Source organism: Mesorhizobium sp. C395A (assembly GCF_030323205.1).
GTDB lineage: Bacteria > Pseudomonadota > Alphaproteobacteria > Rhizobiales > Rhizobiaceae > Mesorhizobium.
In genome coordinates, this window is sequence record NZ_CP100473.1 from 4,248,400 (window position 1) to 4,264,391 (window position 15,992).

General features: G+C 63.1%; 18 protein-coding genes and 1 pseudogene. 6 read left to right on the top strand and 13 right to left on the bottom strand.

What is annotated here, in order from left to right; translation table 11 throughout:
• Nucleotides 1-29: 29 nt before the first annotated feature.
• The 4 genes from tolA to ybgC all read right to left on the bottom strand — a co-directional run bounded on the left by tolA (nt 30) and on the right by ybgC (nt 3,150).
• Nucleotides 30-1,187 carry a cell envelope integrity protein TolA gene (gene tolA, locus NLY37_RS20775; protein WP_023733017.1) on the bottom strand — a complete coding sequence of 386 codons (1,158 nt, stop codon included), beginning with the start codon at nt 1,185-1,187 and terminating at the stop codon, nt 30-32.
• Between the two features lie 7 nt (nt 1,188-1,194).
• Nucleotides 1,195-1,647, bottom strand: a complete 453-nt coding sequence (tolR, locus tag NLY37_RS20780) for a protein TolR (protein WP_023673843.1) — start codon at nt 1,645-1,647, stop codon at nt 1,195-1,197.
• A gap of 9 nt (nt 1,648-1,656) precedes the next feature.
• Nucleotides 1,657-2,367 (bottom strand): protein TolQ, encoded by a 711-nt coding sequence (gene tolQ / locus NLY37_RS20785; RefSeq protein ID WP_023673844.1) that lies wholly within the window; start codon nt 2,365-2,367, stop codon nt 1,657-1,659.
• A gap of 312 nt (nt 2,368-2,679) precedes the next feature.
• Nucleotides 2,680-3,150, bottom strand: coding sequence for a tol-pal system-associated acyl-CoA thioesterase (gene ybgC, locus NLY37_RS20790; protein WP_023673845.1), 471 nt, complete (start codon nt 3,148-3,150; stop codon nt 2,680-2,682).
• 65 nt (nt 3,151-3,215) lie between these two features.
• Between ybgC and NLY37_RS20795 the strand changes: the two genes are divergently transcribed.
• Entirely contained in the window at nt 3,216-4,466 is a 1,251-nt protein-coding gene (locus tag NLY37_RS20795; RefSeq protein ID WP_023742242.1) for a glycoside hydrolase family 5 protein, read from the top strand.
• 144 nt (nt 4,467-4,610) lie between these two features.
• Here NLY37_RS20795 and NLY37_RS20800 read toward each other — a convergent pair.
• The 6 genes and pseudogenes from NLY37_RS20800 to NLY37_RS20825 form a co-directional block, all read right to left on the bottom strand.
• A pseudogene (locus NLY37_RS20800) lies at nt 4,611-5,510 on the bottom strand (metallophosphoesterase).
• Between the two features lie 134 nt (nt 5,511-5,644).
• The gene (ruvB, locus tag NLY37_RS20805; RefSeq protein ID WP_023700287.1) at nt 5,645-6,682 is read right to left on the bottom strand and encodes a Holliday junction branch migration DNA helicase RuvB; all 1,038 of its coding nucleotides are present in this window, start codon (nt 6,680-6,682) and stop codon (nt 5,645-5,647) included.
• 43 nt (nt 6,683-6,725) lie between these two features.
• A complete protein-coding gene (gene ruvA / locus NLY37_RS20810; protein ID WP_023668770.1) occupies nt 6,726-7,346 on the bottom strand; it encodes a Holliday junction branch migration protein RuvA in 621 nt (206 codons plus the stop codon).
• Nucleotides 7,347-7,356: 10 nt separating this feature from the next.
• Nucleotides 7,357-7,863: a crossover junction endodeoxyribonuclease RuvC gene (gene ruvC / locus NLY37_RS20815; RefSeq protein WP_023668769.1), complete on the bottom strand. Its 507-nt coding sequence runs from the start codon at nt 7,861-7,863 to the stop codon at nt 7,357-7,359.
• Between the two features lie 66 nt (nt 7,864-7,929).
• Entirely contained in the window at nt 7,930-8,460 is a 531-nt protein-coding gene (gene rcdA, locus NLY37_RS20820; protein WP_023668768.1) for a protease adaptor protein RcdA, read from the bottom strand.
• A gap of 385 nt (nt 8,461-8,845) precedes the next feature.
• Nucleotides 8,846-9,226, bottom strand: coding sequence for a hypothetical protein (locus NLY37_RS20825; RefSeq protein WP_023668767.1), 381 nt, complete (start codon nt 9,224-9,226; stop codon nt 8,846-8,848).
• A 311-nt stretch (nt 9,227-9,537) separates the two neighbouring features.
• On the opposite strand from NLY37_RS20825, the gene NLY37_RS20830 reads away from it, so the two are divergent.
• The gene (locus NLY37_RS20830; protein WP_023694595.1) at nt 9,538-10,089 is read left to right on the top strand and encodes a DUF2269 family protein; all 552 of its coding nucleotides are present in this window, start codon (nt 9,538-9,540) and stop codon (nt 10,087-10,089) included.
• A 7-nt stretch (nt 10,090-10,096) separates the two neighbouring features.
• On the opposite strand, the gene NLY37_RS20835 is transcribed toward NLY37_RS20830, so the two are convergent.
• Nucleotides 10,097-10,867 (bottom strand): sulfite exporter TauE/SafE family protein, encoded by a 771-nt coding sequence (locus NLY37_RS20835; RefSeq protein WP_023668765.1) that lies wholly within the window; start codon nt 10,865-10,867, stop codon nt 10,097-10,099.
• A gap of 242 nt (nt 10,868-11,109) precedes the next feature.
• Between NLY37_RS20835 and NLY37_RS20840 the strand changes: the two genes are divergently transcribed.
• The gene (locus NLY37_RS20840; protein WP_023668764.1) at nt 11,110-11,568 is read left to right on the top strand and encodes a GNAT family N-acetyltransferase; all 459 of its coding nucleotides are present in this window, start codon (nt 11,110-11,112) and stop codon (nt 11,566-11,568) included.
• Here NLY37_RS20840 and NLY37_RS20845 read toward each other — a convergent pair.
• On the bottom strand, nt 11,565-12,002 hold the full coding sequence (locus NLY37_RS20845; RefSeq protein WP_023704892.1) for an Lrp/AsnC family transcriptional regulator: 438 nt from the start codon (nt 12,000-12,002) through the stop codon (nt 11,565-11,567). The two genes, NLY37_RS20840 and NLY37_RS20845, sit on opposite strands and share 4 nt — an antisense overlap.
• A gap of 129 nt (nt 12,003-12,131) precedes the next feature.
• Between NLY37_RS20845 and NLY37_RS20850 the strand changes: the two genes are divergently transcribed.
• From NLY37_RS20850 to NLY37_RS20860, 3 genes are all read left to right on the top strand, one after another.
• A complete protein-coding gene (locus NLY37_RS20850; protein ID WP_023704893.1) occupies nt 12,132-13,049 on the top strand; it encodes a DMT family transporter in 918 nt (305 codons plus the stop codon).
• A gap of 143 nt (nt 13,050-13,192) precedes the next feature.
• Nucleotides 13,193-13,840: a thiamine phosphate synthase gene (locus NLY37_RS20855; RefSeq protein WP_023704894.1), complete on the top strand. Its 648-nt coding sequence runs from the start codon at nt 13,193-13,195 to the stop codon at nt 13,838-13,840.
• Between the two features lie 46 nt (nt 13,841-13,886).
• The gene (locus NLY37_RS20860) at nt 13,887-14,951 is read left to right on the top strand and encodes a tetratricopeptide repeat protein (protein WP_196814837.1); all 1,065 of its coding nucleotides are present in this window, start codon (nt 13,887-13,889) and stop codon (nt 14,949-14,951) included.
• A 9-nt stretch (nt 14,952-14,960) separates the two neighbouring features.
• Here the strand turns inward: NLY37_RS20860 and NLY37_RS20865 are convergent, their stop codons facing one another.
• Nucleotides 14,961-15,977: a zinc-dependent alcohol dehydrogenase family protein gene (locus NLY37_RS20865; RefSeq protein WP_023742241.1), complete on the bottom strand. Its 1,017-nt coding sequence runs from the start codon at nt 15,975-15,977 to the stop codon at nt 14,961-14,963.
• Nucleotides 15,978-15,992: the final 15 nt, after the last annotated feature.

The following is a 15,992-nucleotide window of genomic DNA, read 5'->3' on the forward strand; positions in this document are numbered from 1 at the left end:
GCTTCTCTTGCTGATTTCGGGTGCTCAGGCTACAGGCCAAGCATCGCTCTGGGATCGAAGTTGACGCGAACGTCGGACCAAATGTCATGCTTTCCGGCGGGCACCTGCAGGCCGGCGACATCGCATTTCTGCACAGCGCGAACCGCGCTGCTGTCGAACTGGGGGTTGCCGCTGGACTTCTCGACGGTCGGACGGCCCTCCAGCTTGCCGGAGGCATCCAGGCTGAAACGGATCACCACGGTGAAATCCTCAGAACCCTCAAGCCCAACCGGGAGGGTCCAGCAGCCACCGAGCTGTTCTTCCAATGCCCCTTGCTCGGACTTCGACAGCTTCTGGCCTTGATCCTTGTCGCCGCCTAGCGATGCCTGCTGGGTCGAGCGCTTAGCGCCGCCGCCGGATGGCTTCTGCTTGTCGAGCAAAGCCTTGATGTCAGCCTCATTAAACTGCTTGTCATCCGACTTCGGCTTCGACGAGGCTTCCTTGACTGGCTTGTCAGCGTCCTTGCGGTCCGGTGCCTTGGCGCTTTCGGCCTGCGCCGGCTGCGGCTTCGGCCGTGCTTCGGGAGCAGGAGCGGAAGTCGGAAGCTGCGCTTCTTCCAGAGGCTGCTGATCCGATATGGCTTCGGCGACCGCATCGGGCTTCACGCGTGGCTTCGGCTCTATGGCGGCGGTCGTGTCCGGCTGCGGTGTTGGTGCAGGCTCCTTCACCGGGGTCGGCTTCGGTTCAACCTGCTTCACCGGCTCGGGCTTGACCTCTTCCTTCGGCTGCGGCTCCGGCGCCACCTCCGTCGCAGGTGTCGGCTTCGGCGCTTCCTTTGGCTTCGGCGTGTCCTCGGTCTTCGGCTTTTCGGTCGGCGTCGGCGCCGGAGCAGCCGTCGCTGTTTTCTCCACCGGCTTCGGCTTGGGATCGTCCGTCACCGGCTTGTCGGTATCAACGCTGTTCTCGCCGATTTTCTGTGCATCTGGCACGATGTCGGGACGCTTGGTCGGCATCGGCGCCGGCTTTTCATGCATCACCGCCTTCTTGTCGCCCTGCAGCGTCTGCGCAATGGCTTCCATGGGAACGATGTCGACCGCTATCGACTCCACATCCGTGGACGGCAGCGCGGCCGGCGCCGACAGGGTGAACAGGCCGAAAGCCAGTGCCACCGTATGCAGTATCACCGATGTGGTGAGGCCGGTCTTCATCGTGCGTCTACTGATCCTGTTGCTGCAGTGAAATCAGGCCGATATTCTTGTAGCCGGCGGCCTGGATGAGGGCCATGACCTCCATCGCGGCGCCATAGTTGGTCGCCTTGTCGCCTCGGATGAAGATGCGCTCTTCGTAGCCGGTCTTGGAAATCGCCTGCAGTTTGGCGACCAGCTCTTCCCTTGGGATTTCGGTCTCCTGCAGGAAAATCTTGCCGGCCGCGTCGATCGAAACGGTGATCGGCTGGGTGTCGGCGTTCATAGCCTTGGCCTTAGTCTCCGGCAGGTCGACCGGCACGCCGACCGTCAACATAGGTGCGGCGACCATGAAGATGATCAAGAGCACCAGCATCACATCGACCATCGGCGTGACGTTGATTTCCGACATCAATGCATGGTGGCGGCCGCGCCGCCTGTGTCCGCGCCCGCCGCGTCCTGCCATGCCAACCGACATACCCATCTTCTTACCTCAGCCCTTAGGCGCTACTTTTTCATCGATTTGGCGCGAGAGTATGGCGGAGAACTCATCCGAGAACCCTTCCATCCGCACCGCGATCTTGTTCGCGTCGGATGACAGCTTGTTGTAGGCGATAACCGCCGGTATGGCGGCGAGAAGACCGATGGCCGTCGCCAGCAGCGCTTCGGCAATGCCGGGTGCAACAACCGCGAGACTGGTGTTCTTCGAACCGGCAATCGCCTGGAACGAGGTCATGATGCCGATGACGGTGCCGAACAGGCCGATGAAGGGTGCGGCCGAACCAGTGGTGGCGAGAAAGCCGAGACGGCCCTCCAGCTTCTCCATCTCGCGCGTCAACGCCAGGTCCATCGCCTTGTCGATGCGGGTCTGCAGGCCGAGCGGCGATTTGGCCCCCTTCTCGAAGCTCTTCTTCCATTCGCGCATGGCCGCAACGAAGATCGCACCCATGCCCGTGGTCTTGCGGTCGGCAAGCGTGCGATAGAGCTCTTCCAGCGACTGCCCCGACCAGAACACCTGTTCGAAGCGATTGAGCGACAGACGCATGCGGGCATAGCTGACCAGCTTGTCGACGATGATCGCCCAGGTCCAGACCGAGGCGCAGAGCAGACCGATCATGACCAGCTTGACCACCCAGCTGGCCTGTGTGAACAGCGCCCAAATCGACAATTGCGCTGCCGGATCGGCGAGTGCGGTAGTTTCCATGCTTCAGTCCTTAAGATTTTCCGGGCATCGCTGGCGGCTGGCCCATGGGCATCCCTTGTGGTCCGTTCGCGCTTGGCTTGCGGATTAACCCCAAAATGCACCGTTGGCGGCCTTTTCAGGGCAAATATTGGTGAAAGGAAGGCGCGCGGATTCTTCCAATCTTCACCGATCTCTTCATGAACCGTTATGGTTAAGGATGGGTTAGGAAATATGGCGCGGCGCATTGCCGCGCCAAGGCACGACGCGGGCCATCCATCCACAATCGAATGCGCTGCCGATTGGCCGCTCGTTGCCGGCCGGCAGGCCTGGATATCAGCTTGCTCCTGGTAGAAAGGCCGCGATCCATTCTTTCGGAAAGCGCTTCGGCCGGCCGTTCTCGCCGATGATCGCCGCCTCGACCTTTGCTTCGACCAGAACCTCTGTCCCGCGTTTCAATTGCTGCGCCATGACGATGCGGGCGCCGGAAATATCCTGCGTTGATGTGTCGATGGTCAGGATGTCGTCCATGCGGGCAGGCGAGCGGAAATCTATCTCCATCCGCCGCACCACCCAGACGATCCGTTCGCCGTGCTTGCCTTCGTGAAGTTCTGTGTGGTGGACGCCCGCCAGCCTGAGATAGTCCGAGCGGCCGCGCTCGAAGAATTCGAGATAGCGCGCGTGGTAGACGACGCCGGAAAAATCGGTGTCGGCATAATAGACTCGCGCCATCAGCCGATGGCCGAATTCCGTCAAGGCTCCGGAAAGCCCGCCGGCAAGCGCCGCCGATTCACCATGATCGTCCATCGCGCTTTCCTTTTTGCCCCCGGCGGGGCACCTGTCTTGCCAAAATCACCAGCGCAGCAAACCGGATGGCATTGTTGACGGCGATGATCAAGACCGTGATGGCAGCGCTGCTGGTGCTGGCGGCGTCTGCGCTTCCCGGTCAGGCCGCTAGCTTTTCGATGAAGCGCGGCCTCAACCTCGACCAGTGGACGACCTGGGTCGGGGAAGACAAATGGAACGACCGACAAGCCATCCTGCCCTATCCGGAATGGCGCAAGTTCCTGAACGAGGATGACCTCAAGGCGCTGAAGGCCGCCGGTTTCGACTTTCTGCGCATGCCGGTCGATCCCTCGCCGTTTATGTCGGATCAGACACTGGCGCTGCGCGACGACCTTTATGCCAGCGTGCGGGACTCGGCGCGCATGATCAACCGGGCCGGTCTGAAAGTGATCGTCGACATGCACCTGATCCCGGCCGGCGGCGGCCGCGAGATCGGCATGGGCCAGGTGATGGACGATCCCGCAACCTTCGACGCCTATGTCGAGGTCGTCCGCAAAATGGCGCGCACGCTTGCCACCGAGGACCCGGCGCAGGTCGCTTTCGAGCCGATGAACGAGCCTATCGTCGACTGCGACAGCGAGGGCACCAGCCTGTGGCCGGAGCGTCAGCAAAAGCTGTTCGCGGCCGCGCGCGCCTCGGCCACCAGGCTGACGCTGATCCTGACCGGCGCCTGTTATTCCAGTGCGGCTTCGCTGGTCAGGATCGACCCAAAGTCGATCCCCGACGACAACATCATCTGGACCTTCCACTCCTACGACCCGTTCCTGCTGACGCATCAGGGCGCGACCTGGGCCGGCGATTTCATTCTCTATGTTACCGGCCTGCCCTATCCGCTGACCGCGGTGCCGCGCGCCGAGCTCGATGCGACGCTGGATGCGATCCGCGCCAAGATAAAAGCCGAGGCGCCACGGACCAGACGGAACGGCCTGCTCGCCTATCTCGATGAACAAGTCGCCAGCATGGACACGGACGAAAAGCTGCTCGGCGTCATGGATGCGCCGTTCGAAAAGGTCGAGGCCTGGGCGAAGGCCAACGCCATCAAGCCGGAAAACATCACGCTGGGCGAGTTCGGCATGATCCGCCAGGAATATGGCAATCCCTATGTGATGCCGCCCAAATACCGCGCGGCCTATGTCAAGGACATGATCGCGCGCGCCGAGGCGCATGGCTTCTCATGGTCGGTGTGGAGTTTTGGCGGCGCCTTCGGCATCGTCGACGCTTTCAACGGCGAAAAGGCCGAACCCGCCGTGATGGATGCGATCCGCTCGCTCCATTAGCCCTAGGGCATGTCGAGATTCAGGTCAGGCCGAGTCGAAAATGAGGGGTCCGAAAACCGGAACGGAGCGGACTTTGGTCCGTGACTACCGGAAGCGCAGGAACACCTCATTTGCAGGCCGGCATCACCTGAATACCGGCATGCCCTAACCGAGGTCGATCTGCAGGATCTCCGGCCGCATGCCAAAGCGCACCGGCGCGATGCTGAAGCCGAGTCCGCCTGACACGATCAAATTGCGGTCATTCTCGACGACATGGCCAAAGGCAAAGCGGTTGCCGAAGCGGGACGGCACCACCGGTGAATAGCCGAACAGCCTGACCTGCCCGCCATGTGTGTGGCCCGACAGCGTCAGCGAAACCCGTCACGGCACTTTCGGGAAAATGTCAGGCTCATGCGCAAGCAGGATGATCGGTGCCTGGTCGGTGATCTTGGCCAGCGTGCCGTCGAGATCGTCCAGGCCTTCAAATCTGTCGCGGCCTGCGGCCTTGTTCGGTAACAGTGCCAGCTGGTCGGCGAGCCCGGCGATCCAGAAGCCGTATCCATCCTTTTGCAGGCGCACGGCGTCGTTCTCCAGAACCGAGATGCCGGATTCCTCCAATGCCTTGCGCGCCACAGTCCCCGCTCCGGCCTGCTGCGCGAAAGGATCGTGCCACCAGTCGTGATTGCCGAGGATCGACAGCACACCAAGCGGCGCCTTCAGTCCTGACAAGGCCGGCGCCCATTCATGGGCCTCCACCCGGTTCGTCACCAGGGACATGCCTGAGAAATAGTCGCCGAGCAGTACGATCAGATCGGGCTTCAGCACGTTCGCATCTTCGACGAGCGAAGCGATCCGCTCAGGCGTCATCCAGGGACGGCAGGCGTGAATATCGGCAAGTGCTACGACGCGCAGCTTGAGATCTGCAGGCCAATGCGGCGGCGTCAGCTGGTAGCGCTTCACATGCGTCAACAGCATCGGCTCGATGCCGACCGCATAGGCACTGAGCGAAGCCAGCGAGAGGAACGAACCTCCGGCGAATTTCAGGAACCCGCGTCTGGTGATCACTTTTCTGGCTCCGACCTTGATCGGAGCAGTTCGCGCCGACATTGCGACGCCCGATACAATCGAGGAATGCGCCTTCACGCTGGCAGGTTTGAGGAGATTCTGCACAGAAATCCGTTCCGAAGAACAAATGTCCGTTACTCTTCCTGGAACAGGTTGATCTGCTGCTGTGCCAGATCCTTTGGCGCGTCGAGGCCGAGATGGCGCCAGGCGTTGGCGGTCAGCACGCGGCCGCGTGGCGTGCGTTGGATGAAACCCTGCTGGATCAGATAGGGCTCGATAATGTCCTCGATGGCGTCGCGCGGCTCGGAGAGGCCGGCGGCGATGGTTTCGATGCCGACCGGCCCACCACCGAAATTGCGCGCGATCATCGAGAGATAGCGGCGGTCGAGTGCGTCGAGGCCGAGCGCGTCGACCTCGAGCCGGGTGAGAGCTTCGTCGGCAATCTGCTTGTCGACGTGGCCGTCACCGGCGACGGAGGCGAAATCGCGCACGCGGCGCAGCAGCCGGCCGGCGATGCGCGGCGTGCCGCGGGCGCGACGTGCGATCTCCAGCGCGCCATCGTCGCCAAGCGGCATTTGCAGGATGCGGGCGCCGCGCCGCACGATCTGCTCCAGTTCCTCGACAGAATAGAAATTGAGCCGCACCGGAATGCCGAAACGGTCGCGCAGCGGGTTGGTCAAAAGGCCGAGCCTGGTGGTGGCGGCGACGAGCGTGAAGCGGGCAAGATCGATCTTGACCGAGCGTGCCGCCGGACCTTCGCCGATGATCAGGTCGAGCTGGAAATCCTCCATCGCCGGGTAAAGGATCTCCTCGACTGCCGGATTGAGCCGGTGGATCTCATCGATGAACAGCACATCGCGGTCTTCGAGATTGGTGAGAAGTGCGGCGAGATCGCCGGCCTTGGCGATCACCGGACCGGAGGTCGAGCGGAAATTGACGCCGAGCTCGCGCGCCATGATCTGCGCCAGCGTTGTCTTGCCAAGCCCCGGCGGCCCGACGAACAGCACATGGTCAAGCGCCTCGCTGCGGCCCTTGGCGGCCTCGATGAAGACTTTGAGATTGGCCCGCACTGCGGCCTGGCCGACGAAATCGGCGAGCGTCTGCGGCCGCAAGGTCTGCTCAGCATCCTCGCCGCGCTTTTCCGGGGCAATGAGGCGGGGTGAAAGGCTCATGCGGCCTTCCTCGCACAGGGCAAAGGACCGGACAAGCAATCACTCACCGCGCCAGTTCCTTCAGCCCGAAACGAATGAGCTTCGAGGCATCGGCGTCCTCGCCGGCCGTCTTCAGCGCCGCCGCGACAGCATTGGCTGCTGTGTCGCGCGAATAGCCGAGATTGACCAGCGCCGAGACGGCGTCGGTAATCGGCGCCGGCGCCACGCCTTCGCCGAGCTCCTGCTTAAGGCCGATGGTGCCGGAGGCGGTTCCGGCATAGGCCGGCGCCTTGTTCTTCAACTCGGTGACGATGCGCTCGGCCACCTTCTTGCCGACGCCGGGCGCGCGGCTGACCATGGCGATGTCGCGCAGCGCGATCGCATTGGCGAGGTCTGCCGGCGCCAGCGTCGACAGGATGGCCAGCGCCACCTTGGCGCCGACGCCTTGCACATTGCTCATCAACAGCCGGAACCATTCGCGCTCAAGCACCGACTGGAAACCGTAGAGCCGGATCATGTCCTCGCGCACATAGGTCTCGATGAACAGCACCACCGCCTCGCCGGGCGAAGGCAGCGCGGCCAGCGTGCGCGCCGAGCAATAGGCGACATAGCCGACGCCGTGCACATCGACGAGGCAGAAATCCTCCTCGATCTCGTCCAGCGTGCCTTTCAATTTGCCGATCATGCGTGATCCCTCATGCCAGCGCCATCCTGTAGGCGACGCTTTGCCGGTGATGCGCGTGGCAGATGGCGATAGCCAACGCGTCTGCGGCATGTTCGGTGTCGAAAACGGCTTTCGGCAACAGCACCTTTACCATCATGTGGATCTGCTTCTTGTCGCCATGGCCAACGCCGATCACCGCCTTTTTGACGGCATTGGGGGCATATTCGGCCACAACAAGGCCGGCGCGCGCCGGCACCAGCATGGCTATGCCGCGCGCCTGGCCGAGCTTCAGTGTCGCCACCGCATCCTTGTTGACGAAGGTTTGCTCGACGGCCGCTTCCTGGGGCATGGCCGCATGCAGGATCTCGGCCAGCCCGTCATGCAATTGGCAGAGCCGTGTCGCCAGCGCCGCCTTGTCGTCGGAGCGTACAGTGCCGGAGCTGATAAAGCGCAGCGAGTTGCCGAGGCTCTCGACGATGCCCCAGCCGGTGCGCCTCAGCCCCGGATCGATACCGATAATGCGAATCGCTTCCCTCATGCGCGAAGTCTACCTCCGGCGCACAGCGATGTCAGCGAAATGTGAACAAACCGGAAACGGAGGCGTTTAACCTCGAGCGAAAGCCGTGTTCAGCAGCGTGATCTGGTCGGAAACCGGATTGGCGCGGCGGGCGGCGGCAGGCGTCTCGGCAAACGCGCCGCCATAGATCTCTTCGTCCATGCGGCGCACCAGCGCCTGCAGGCGCAGCGAGCGGGTGACGAGGTCGAGGAAATCCTTCGGCAGTTCGCCCCAGCCGACCGCTTCGTCATGCGCCGAGGCGGTGTCGAGACGCACCTTGGATTTTTCCGAAGCGACCTGGTCGCGGGTCATCTCGCCGGAATTTGCCGCCCGCTGCAAAAGCAGCCAGGAGGCGACTTGCATCAACCTTGTGGTCAGCCGCATCGATTCGGCCGCATAGAGCGTCGCCGCCAGCCTGGACAGCTTCTTGGCCTCGGCCCGGCCCTTGCCGTCAAGATACTCGGCTGCCTGTTCGACCAGGCCCATGCCTTCCTGGTAGAGCGGTTTGAAGGATTGGGAGAAAACCCGGCGTTCCGCCAGCTTGATGGTTTTCGCGATGCCCTTCGAAGGCTCGTTCATCGATACGCCCCTGCACTGCCCCGTCGGCTGATTCGGCTTCTCGCCGTCACGCCGGCACCCTAGATGACTGAAGCTTGAAAATGCGCTTCGCCGCCGGCGAAGGCAAGCACATGTTTAACAAACGGTTAACGCCTGCGCAGGGGCGCCAAGCGGACCAAAAGCAGACAAAAAAAGAGCCGCGGATAAGGCGGCTCTCAGGAGTTTAACAGGGAGGCGTCAAACGAAGTGGCTCCAACCACTCGGTAAGAATCCAGATCACTGGATGGACATAGTAAACACCTGTAAAGCTTAATGAATCCTTAACGGCGCGGATATTTCTTGATCGACCGCTGCCCTTCTGTGCCGTATCAGCACAACGGTGCCCTAAGCCTGATCGTCGGCTTGTTCATGCCTTCTTCCACACAGCCGGCAAGGAAATGAAGGCGAACAGCAGCATTGCCGCATAAAACCCCATCGAGGAGGAAGCCAGCACCGGCTCGATCTCCGGATGGCCGGCAAGTTCAAAGTAAAGCCCAATCATCAGTGCGATGCCGCAGATTGCCGTCAGCCAGAAATGCACGACGGCAATCGTCTTTTGCCCGACCGCTGGAAACAGGTGGTAGAAGAAGGCAAACACCGCCGACATCAGCCAGCCCGCCACCATGGTGTGCGCGTGGGTCGGCATCTGCCCATGGTCATTGGAGATCGCCATATGCAGGCCGAGCGCCATGCCGCACAGGGAATAGATGACGGCCAGGGTGAAGAAATTTCGTGCTACGCCTTGCATGGGATACCCTCGTTGGTTGTTGCAGACTTGGTCCGACCGCGCGCGGCCAAAATGGAGCGTCGGTCGCGAGCGGCTTAGTCCCCGCAGGTTTCAGGATCATGCCGCGAAACCAGCCAATGCCGACACGGCGTCTATCCGGCAAATGCCGGGTATTGTGCGGGCTGGCGGTAAAATCCGGCGACGGCGCCACCGCAACAAGCCGGCACCCACGCGGCATCTTCTGGATACATGTACGGAGATAATCCGCCCTCCTTCGGAAGCAGACGCGCGAAAGCAGCGTTTACCCCCGGAACGATGCACAAGGAGCGGCAATGGACTGGTATTCTCTCTTCAAATTCCTGCATGTCATGGCAGCGATCCTCTGGCTCGGCGGCGGTTTCGCCATGCTGCTGGTTTCGATACTCGCCGATCGCGACGGCGACGACGAGACGCTGATGGTCATGCTGAGAACGACGGACAAACTCGGCTTGCGTCTGTTCGTGCCGGCGTCTATCGCGACCCTGGCTTCTGGTCTGGTGCTGACTTCGCTATGGACCGGCTTCTCCGACCTTTGGGTCGTCATCGGCCTTTGCGGCTACGCCGCCGCGTTTCTGACCGGTATCCTCGTGCTGAAGCCTTCGTTCGAAAAGCTTGCCACAATGCTTGCCGCGGACGGCATGACCCCGGCTGCCATAGCGTTTGGGCGCCGCATGATACGGATCGTCAAGTTCGATTTCGTCATCATGATCGTCGTCGTCGCCGACATGGTGCTGAAGCCGACCGCGCACGACATCGCCACTCTCGGCGCCATGGCGGTCGTGGTCGTTGGTGGTGCATCGCTGACCTTTGCGAGCGCCCCGCGAACCAAACCGGCAGCCGCCTGAGCGGGATTTAGAGCAGGCCGGCGATCCCGTCCCAAAGCAGCTTGACCGCGACCACGGCCACGGTCGCGTAGGTGAAGGGATAAAAAATCTCCGGCCGCATGCGCCGCACCAGCCAGGCGCCGGCGATGGTGGCCAGCGGCGCCAGCGGCATCAGCACGGCCGACGCCGTCAGGTTGGCGGTGTCGAACTGGCCAAGCGCGAAGTAGGGGATCAGCTTCAGCGCGTTGGTGGCGGCAAAGAAGATCGCCGATGTCCCTGACAGCACCTTCGGATCGAGCCGGATCGGCAGCGCATAGACCTGGAAGGGGGGCCCGCCGACATGGGCGACGAAGCTGGTGAAGCCGGCGACGGTGCCCCAGAAGGCGGCGGCGATGCGGTTGGGCGCCGCCGCATGGTCGGAACCGTGGCGGAACTGGAGATAGAGCCAGCGCAGCACGAAGATCAGCGCGACAGCGCCGACGATCAGCCGCACCATCTCTTCGGTGACGAGCGCTGCCGTCAGCCAGCCGAGCCCAATGCCGATCACCGCGCCCGGCATCATGTCGACCAGCATCTTTCTGTCATACACACCCCACCACGTCCACACCGAAACGATGTCCATCAGGCACAGGATCGGCAGCAGGATGGCCGCCGCCTGCACCGGCGGCATGGCCAGCGCCATCAAAGGCACGCCAACGAAGCCGACAGCGCCGCCGAAGCCGCCTTTCGACAGCCCGACAAGTATCACCGCCGGAATGGCGGCGGCATAAAACCACGGATCGGCGAGCAGACCTGACATGAACTGGAAATGCTGGAGGGAAGACGGTTGCCCTGCAATAGCCCAGAAACCCTTGCGCCGCGACCGGGAAAATGCCGGCCGTGTCGATCAACTGTGCGTAAAGCGACGGTTCCGGATTTACGGCAAGATCGCCGCCGATGCATAAGGGCGCCGTCCGATGCATCAGGTTTTGGCCCCAGGTTTTGGCCCCAGGTTTTGACCCCAGGTTTTGACCCCAGGTTTTTGACCCCAGGTTTTTGACAATGAGCGAACCCCACATCCGCCGCGCCGAAGCGGCCGACCTGCCTGCCATCGTAGCCATGCTCGCCGACGATCCGCTTGGCCGCAGCCGCGAGGATGCGACCGAGCCACTCGCCAAGGCCTATCGCGACGCCTTTGCCGCCATCGACGCCGACCCCAACCAGTTTCTTGCCGTGATGACGGATAGCGGCCGCGTCATCGGCACGTTGCAGATCAGCTATCTCGCCGGGCTGTCGCTGCAGGGCGCCTTGCGCGGCCAGATCGAGGCTGTGCGCGTCGTCGCAGACCGCCGCGGCGAACGGCTGGGACAGCGTCTGCTGGAATGGGCGATCGAACAGTGCCGTGAACGCGGCTGCAAGATTATCCAGCTGACCACCAACAAGAGCCGCCAGGACGCGCATCGCTTCTATGACCGGCTCGGCTTCAAGGCCAGCCACATCGGTTACAAATTGGAGCTTTAGTTCAGCGGTGGAGGACGGCGCCGGATCGGCTGCGCCTTGATGATGGCGGTGCTGGTTTCCGCCTTGTCGGCGATGCGGTCGAGAAGCTTGTCGAGCTCGCCGATGGAGCGCACGTAGAGCCGGGCCACGAAACAGTCGTCGCCGGTGACCTTGTCGCATTCGCCGAATTCCGGGATCTCCTCGATCAGCTTCTGCACGATGTGCAGCTTGCCCGGCAGTGGCCGCACCCGCACGATCGCCTGCAACGGAAACCCCAGCGCCTCCGGGTCGATCTCGATGGTGAAGGCGCGGATGACGCCGCGTTCCTCGAGCCGCCGCAGTCGTTCCGAGACGCTCGGCGATGACAGCCCGACCTGCTGCGCCAGATCCTTCAACGAAGTCCGCGAATCCAGGATCAGGATGTCGAGAAGCTTTCTGTCCAACTCGTCCAGCATTTTCATCTCCTCGCAAAAGGGCAGCGCGCGCCTTATTAAATAAGGTCCTGCCCCCATATCACCTTTCATAGGGTATATAAACCCTCAAGACGGCATGAGATTATGGCCTCAACAGATAGAGGTATTGTCATGGACAACACGGTACGCGGCACGATCGAGATGACGGCGGCGATGACGATTGTCGGCACGATCGGCTGGTTTGTCGTCATGTCGGGCCAGCCCGTTATGGACGTGGTGTTCTGGCGCTGCGCCTTCGGCGCGGTGGCGCTGCTGATCACCTGCGCGGCACTCGGGCTGCTGCGCGGCAGGCTGACGCTGCGCATTGTTGCCATCGCCGCTCTTGGCGGCGCGGCTATCGTCATCAACTGGCTGTTGCTGTTCAGCGCCTTCTCCCGCGCCTCGATCTCGATTGCCACGGCGGTCTACAACACGCAGCCCTTCATGCTGGTCGGCTTCGGCGCGCTGTTCTTCGGCGAGCGGCTGACACTGGCCAAGCTGACCTGGCTCGGCATCGCCTTCGCCGGCATGCTGCTGATCGTGCAGACAGGGCCCGATGCGGGTGTCGGTTCCGGCATAACCGGCACAGATTATGTCATCGGCATCGTCATGGCGCTCGGAGCGGCCTTCTTCTGGGCTGTCGCGGCAATCGTCGCCAAGAAGCTCAAGGGCACCCCGCCGCATCTGATCGCGCTGATCCAGGTCTGCGTCGGCGTCGTCATGCTGGCGCCCTTTGCCAACCTCTCGCATTTGCCCGCCGATGCCTGGAGCTGGGCCATGCTGGCCACGCTTGGCGTCGTTCACACCGGCCTGGTGTACATATTGATGTACGCCGCCATCCAGAAACTGCCGACGCATCTGCAGGGGTCGCTGTCCTTCATCTATCCTGTCGTTGCGATCCTGGTCGATGTGATGGCCTTCGGCCACCGGCTGCATCCGGCCCAGTTCGTCGGCGCAGCCGCCATCCTGATCGCCGCCGCCGGCATGAATCTCGGCTGGACTTTGTGGAGGGCCAAATCGCCGGCCGAAAGCCCGCAAGCCGTCAAATGAGCCGCAGAGCGTCGGCTCGCCGGCGATCGTAAACCAAAGCCATCGCATCGATCCCCGCCCGCCTGTTCAAGGCGGGCGCTTTGTTCTATGCCGCAATGCAACCATCTTCGCCCGGCATAGGCGAAACCCGGGATCGAAAGCCAATGAACGACGCAACACCCCCCAACCGCTGCCGCATCGTGCTGATCGCACCCAGGGACGCTCCGGCGCGCCGCATTGCGGCTGCCTTCGACGGCGGTGATATCGCTTCGCTGATCCTGCCTGAAAACGGCATGGACGAGGCTGCCTTCCAGGCTTTTGCAGAACAGATCGTACCGGCCGCGCAAGCGGCCGGCATCGCCGTCATCATCGCCGGCGATACCCGCATTGCCGGCCGTGTCCAGGCCGACGGCATTCATGTCGAGGTTTCCAAGGACGCGCTCGCCGAGACCATCGAACACTTCCAGGGCAAGATGATGGTCGGCGCCGGTGGCGCCAAGACGCGCGACGACGCGCTGGAACTCGGCGAAACCAGACCCGACTACATCTTCTTCGGCCGCTTCGGCTACGACAACAAGCCGGAACCGCATCCGCGCAACCTGTCGCTCGGGCAATGGTGGGCGGACGTGATTGAGATCCCTTGCATTGTCATGGCCGGTTCCGCCATCGCCTCGGTAGAAGCGGTGGCCGCCACTGGCGCCGAGTTCGTGGCGCTGTCCAGCGCCGTCTTTGCCGAAGGCGCCGATCCGAAGGCGGCGATTGCCGCCGCCAATGCGCTGCTCGACCAAACCGCGCCGCGCTTCGAGGGCTGACGTGCGCCGACATGGACTTCCTCTCGCGGTTCTCGTTGCGGCGTTGATGAGCGGGGCAGCGATCGCGGCGGAGACCGTTCCGCTGCCGCAGCCGAGGCCGGACACCAGCGCACCCGCCCTCAGCGTGCCGGATGCGGTCGCCCCCGATGCGGGTGCCCCAAAAGCCGGTGCCACGGATTCCGGCGTCCATATCGACAAGCCGATCGACACCCCGCTGCCGCAGCCGGCGACAACCGCGCCGCTGCCGTCGGCCGACGCGATCAACCCCGAACGTTTCGGCGCCAAGCCGGCGGACCCCGCCTATGGCGCTTTCCAGCGCGGCCTTTACAAGACGGCCTACAATCTGGCGTTGGTGCGGGCTCAGAATGGCGACCCGGCGGCGCAAACGCTGGTGGCCGAGATCCTGTCGCGCGGGTTGGGCGTGCCGCTCAACCCAGCGGAAGCCGCCAAATGGTATGCGCAGGCCGCCGAGCAGGGGATTCCTGAATCGCAGTTCCAGTATGCGCTGATGCTGCTCGACGGCCGCTACGTCAAGAAGGACGAGAAGGGAGCTTATGCGCTGATGCAGGCCGCCGCCGAGGCCGGCAACCGGCTGGCGCAGTTCAACTTCGCGCAATTGCTCGTGCAGCAGGATCCGGGCGATGCCGGCATCGCCAGGGCTGTGCCTTATTATGAGCGTGCCGCGGCGACAGGGCTTGCCGACGCCCAGTATGCGATGGCGCAGGTCTATGCCAATGGCGTCGGCGGCAAGACCCGCGACGATGCAAAGGCCCGCAGCTTGCTGGCACAGGCTGCCAGGCAGAACTACGACACCGCGCAGATCGATCTTGCCGCCTGGATGATCGAGGGCCGGGGCGGTGTTCGCGACCTGAAATCCGGCTTCAACTGGATGAAGCAGGCAGCTGAAGGCGGCAATGTCGCTGCCCAGAACCGGTTGGCAAAGCTCTATATGGGCGGCATCGGAACCGACCCCGACCTGATCCTGGCCGGGGCCTGGTATGTGGTCGCCCGCCGCGCCGGCCTTATCGATCCGGAGATGGACGATTTCCTGCAAGGGCTGACCGACGATCAGACAAAGCAAGCCTTGCAGAAGGCCAACCGCCTGCCCTGACACGCAACGTCACTGTGTATGATCCAGCACGACCTTGCCGAAGGGAGAGCCGTGTTCGAGATGGCGAAAGGCCTGCGCTGCCTCTGCCCATGGGAAGACCCGGTCGATCACCGGCCGCAGCCGATTGACGGCGAGCGCCCGGTTCATCGCTTCGAAGGACTCGCGCGAGCCGACCGGTATGCCGCGTGCTTTCACCTGGCGTCGGAAGATGTCGAGCGGATTGATCACCCCTTCGCTGCCGCCGAGATAGCCGATGACGTTGATCTGGGCGCCGCGCGCCGACGCCTTGAGCGACTGCGCGAAACTCTGGGGACCACCGACTTCGATGATGTGGTCCGCGCCGCGGCCATCGGTCAGCGCCAGCACGGCCGACGACCAGTCCGGATTGTCGCGGTAGTTGATGCCGTGATGCGCGCCAAGCCCCTTCGCCCGGGCAAGCTTCTCATCGCTGCTCGACGTAACAATGACGCGCGCGCCGGCCGCCCTTGCCAACTGCACGGCAAACAGCGACACGCCGCCGGTGCCGAGGCTGAGCACGGTTTCGCCTGGCTTGAGCTTGCCCTCGGTGAACAACGCATGCCAGGCAGTGACCGCGGCGCAAGGCAACGTCGCCGCCTCGACATCGCTGAGCTGCGCCGGGGCGATGACCGCCGCCTGTTCGTCCAGCCGGGCGAATTCGCTTAGCAGCCCATCGATGGGGCCACCGCGCTGGTATGAGGGTTCGGCCATGGCGAAGCTGCCGCCGACCCATCGCTGCCAGAACGTGCCGCAGACCCGGTCGCCGACCTTGAAGCGGCTGACCTCGGAGCCAACCGCAACGACCTCGCCGACGCCGTCGGAAAGCGGCACCAGCGGCAAGGGGAATGTCGTGTGATAGCTGCCGCGCGCGATCTCGACATCGCGGTAGTTGAGCGCCGTCGCCTTGACGCGGACGATCATCTCCTGACGGCCGGGTTCCGGCGTTGGCCGTTCGACCATCATGAGATTGTCGATGCCGCCTGGGCTCTGCAGTTCGATTGCCTTCATTGTCATTGTCCTTCC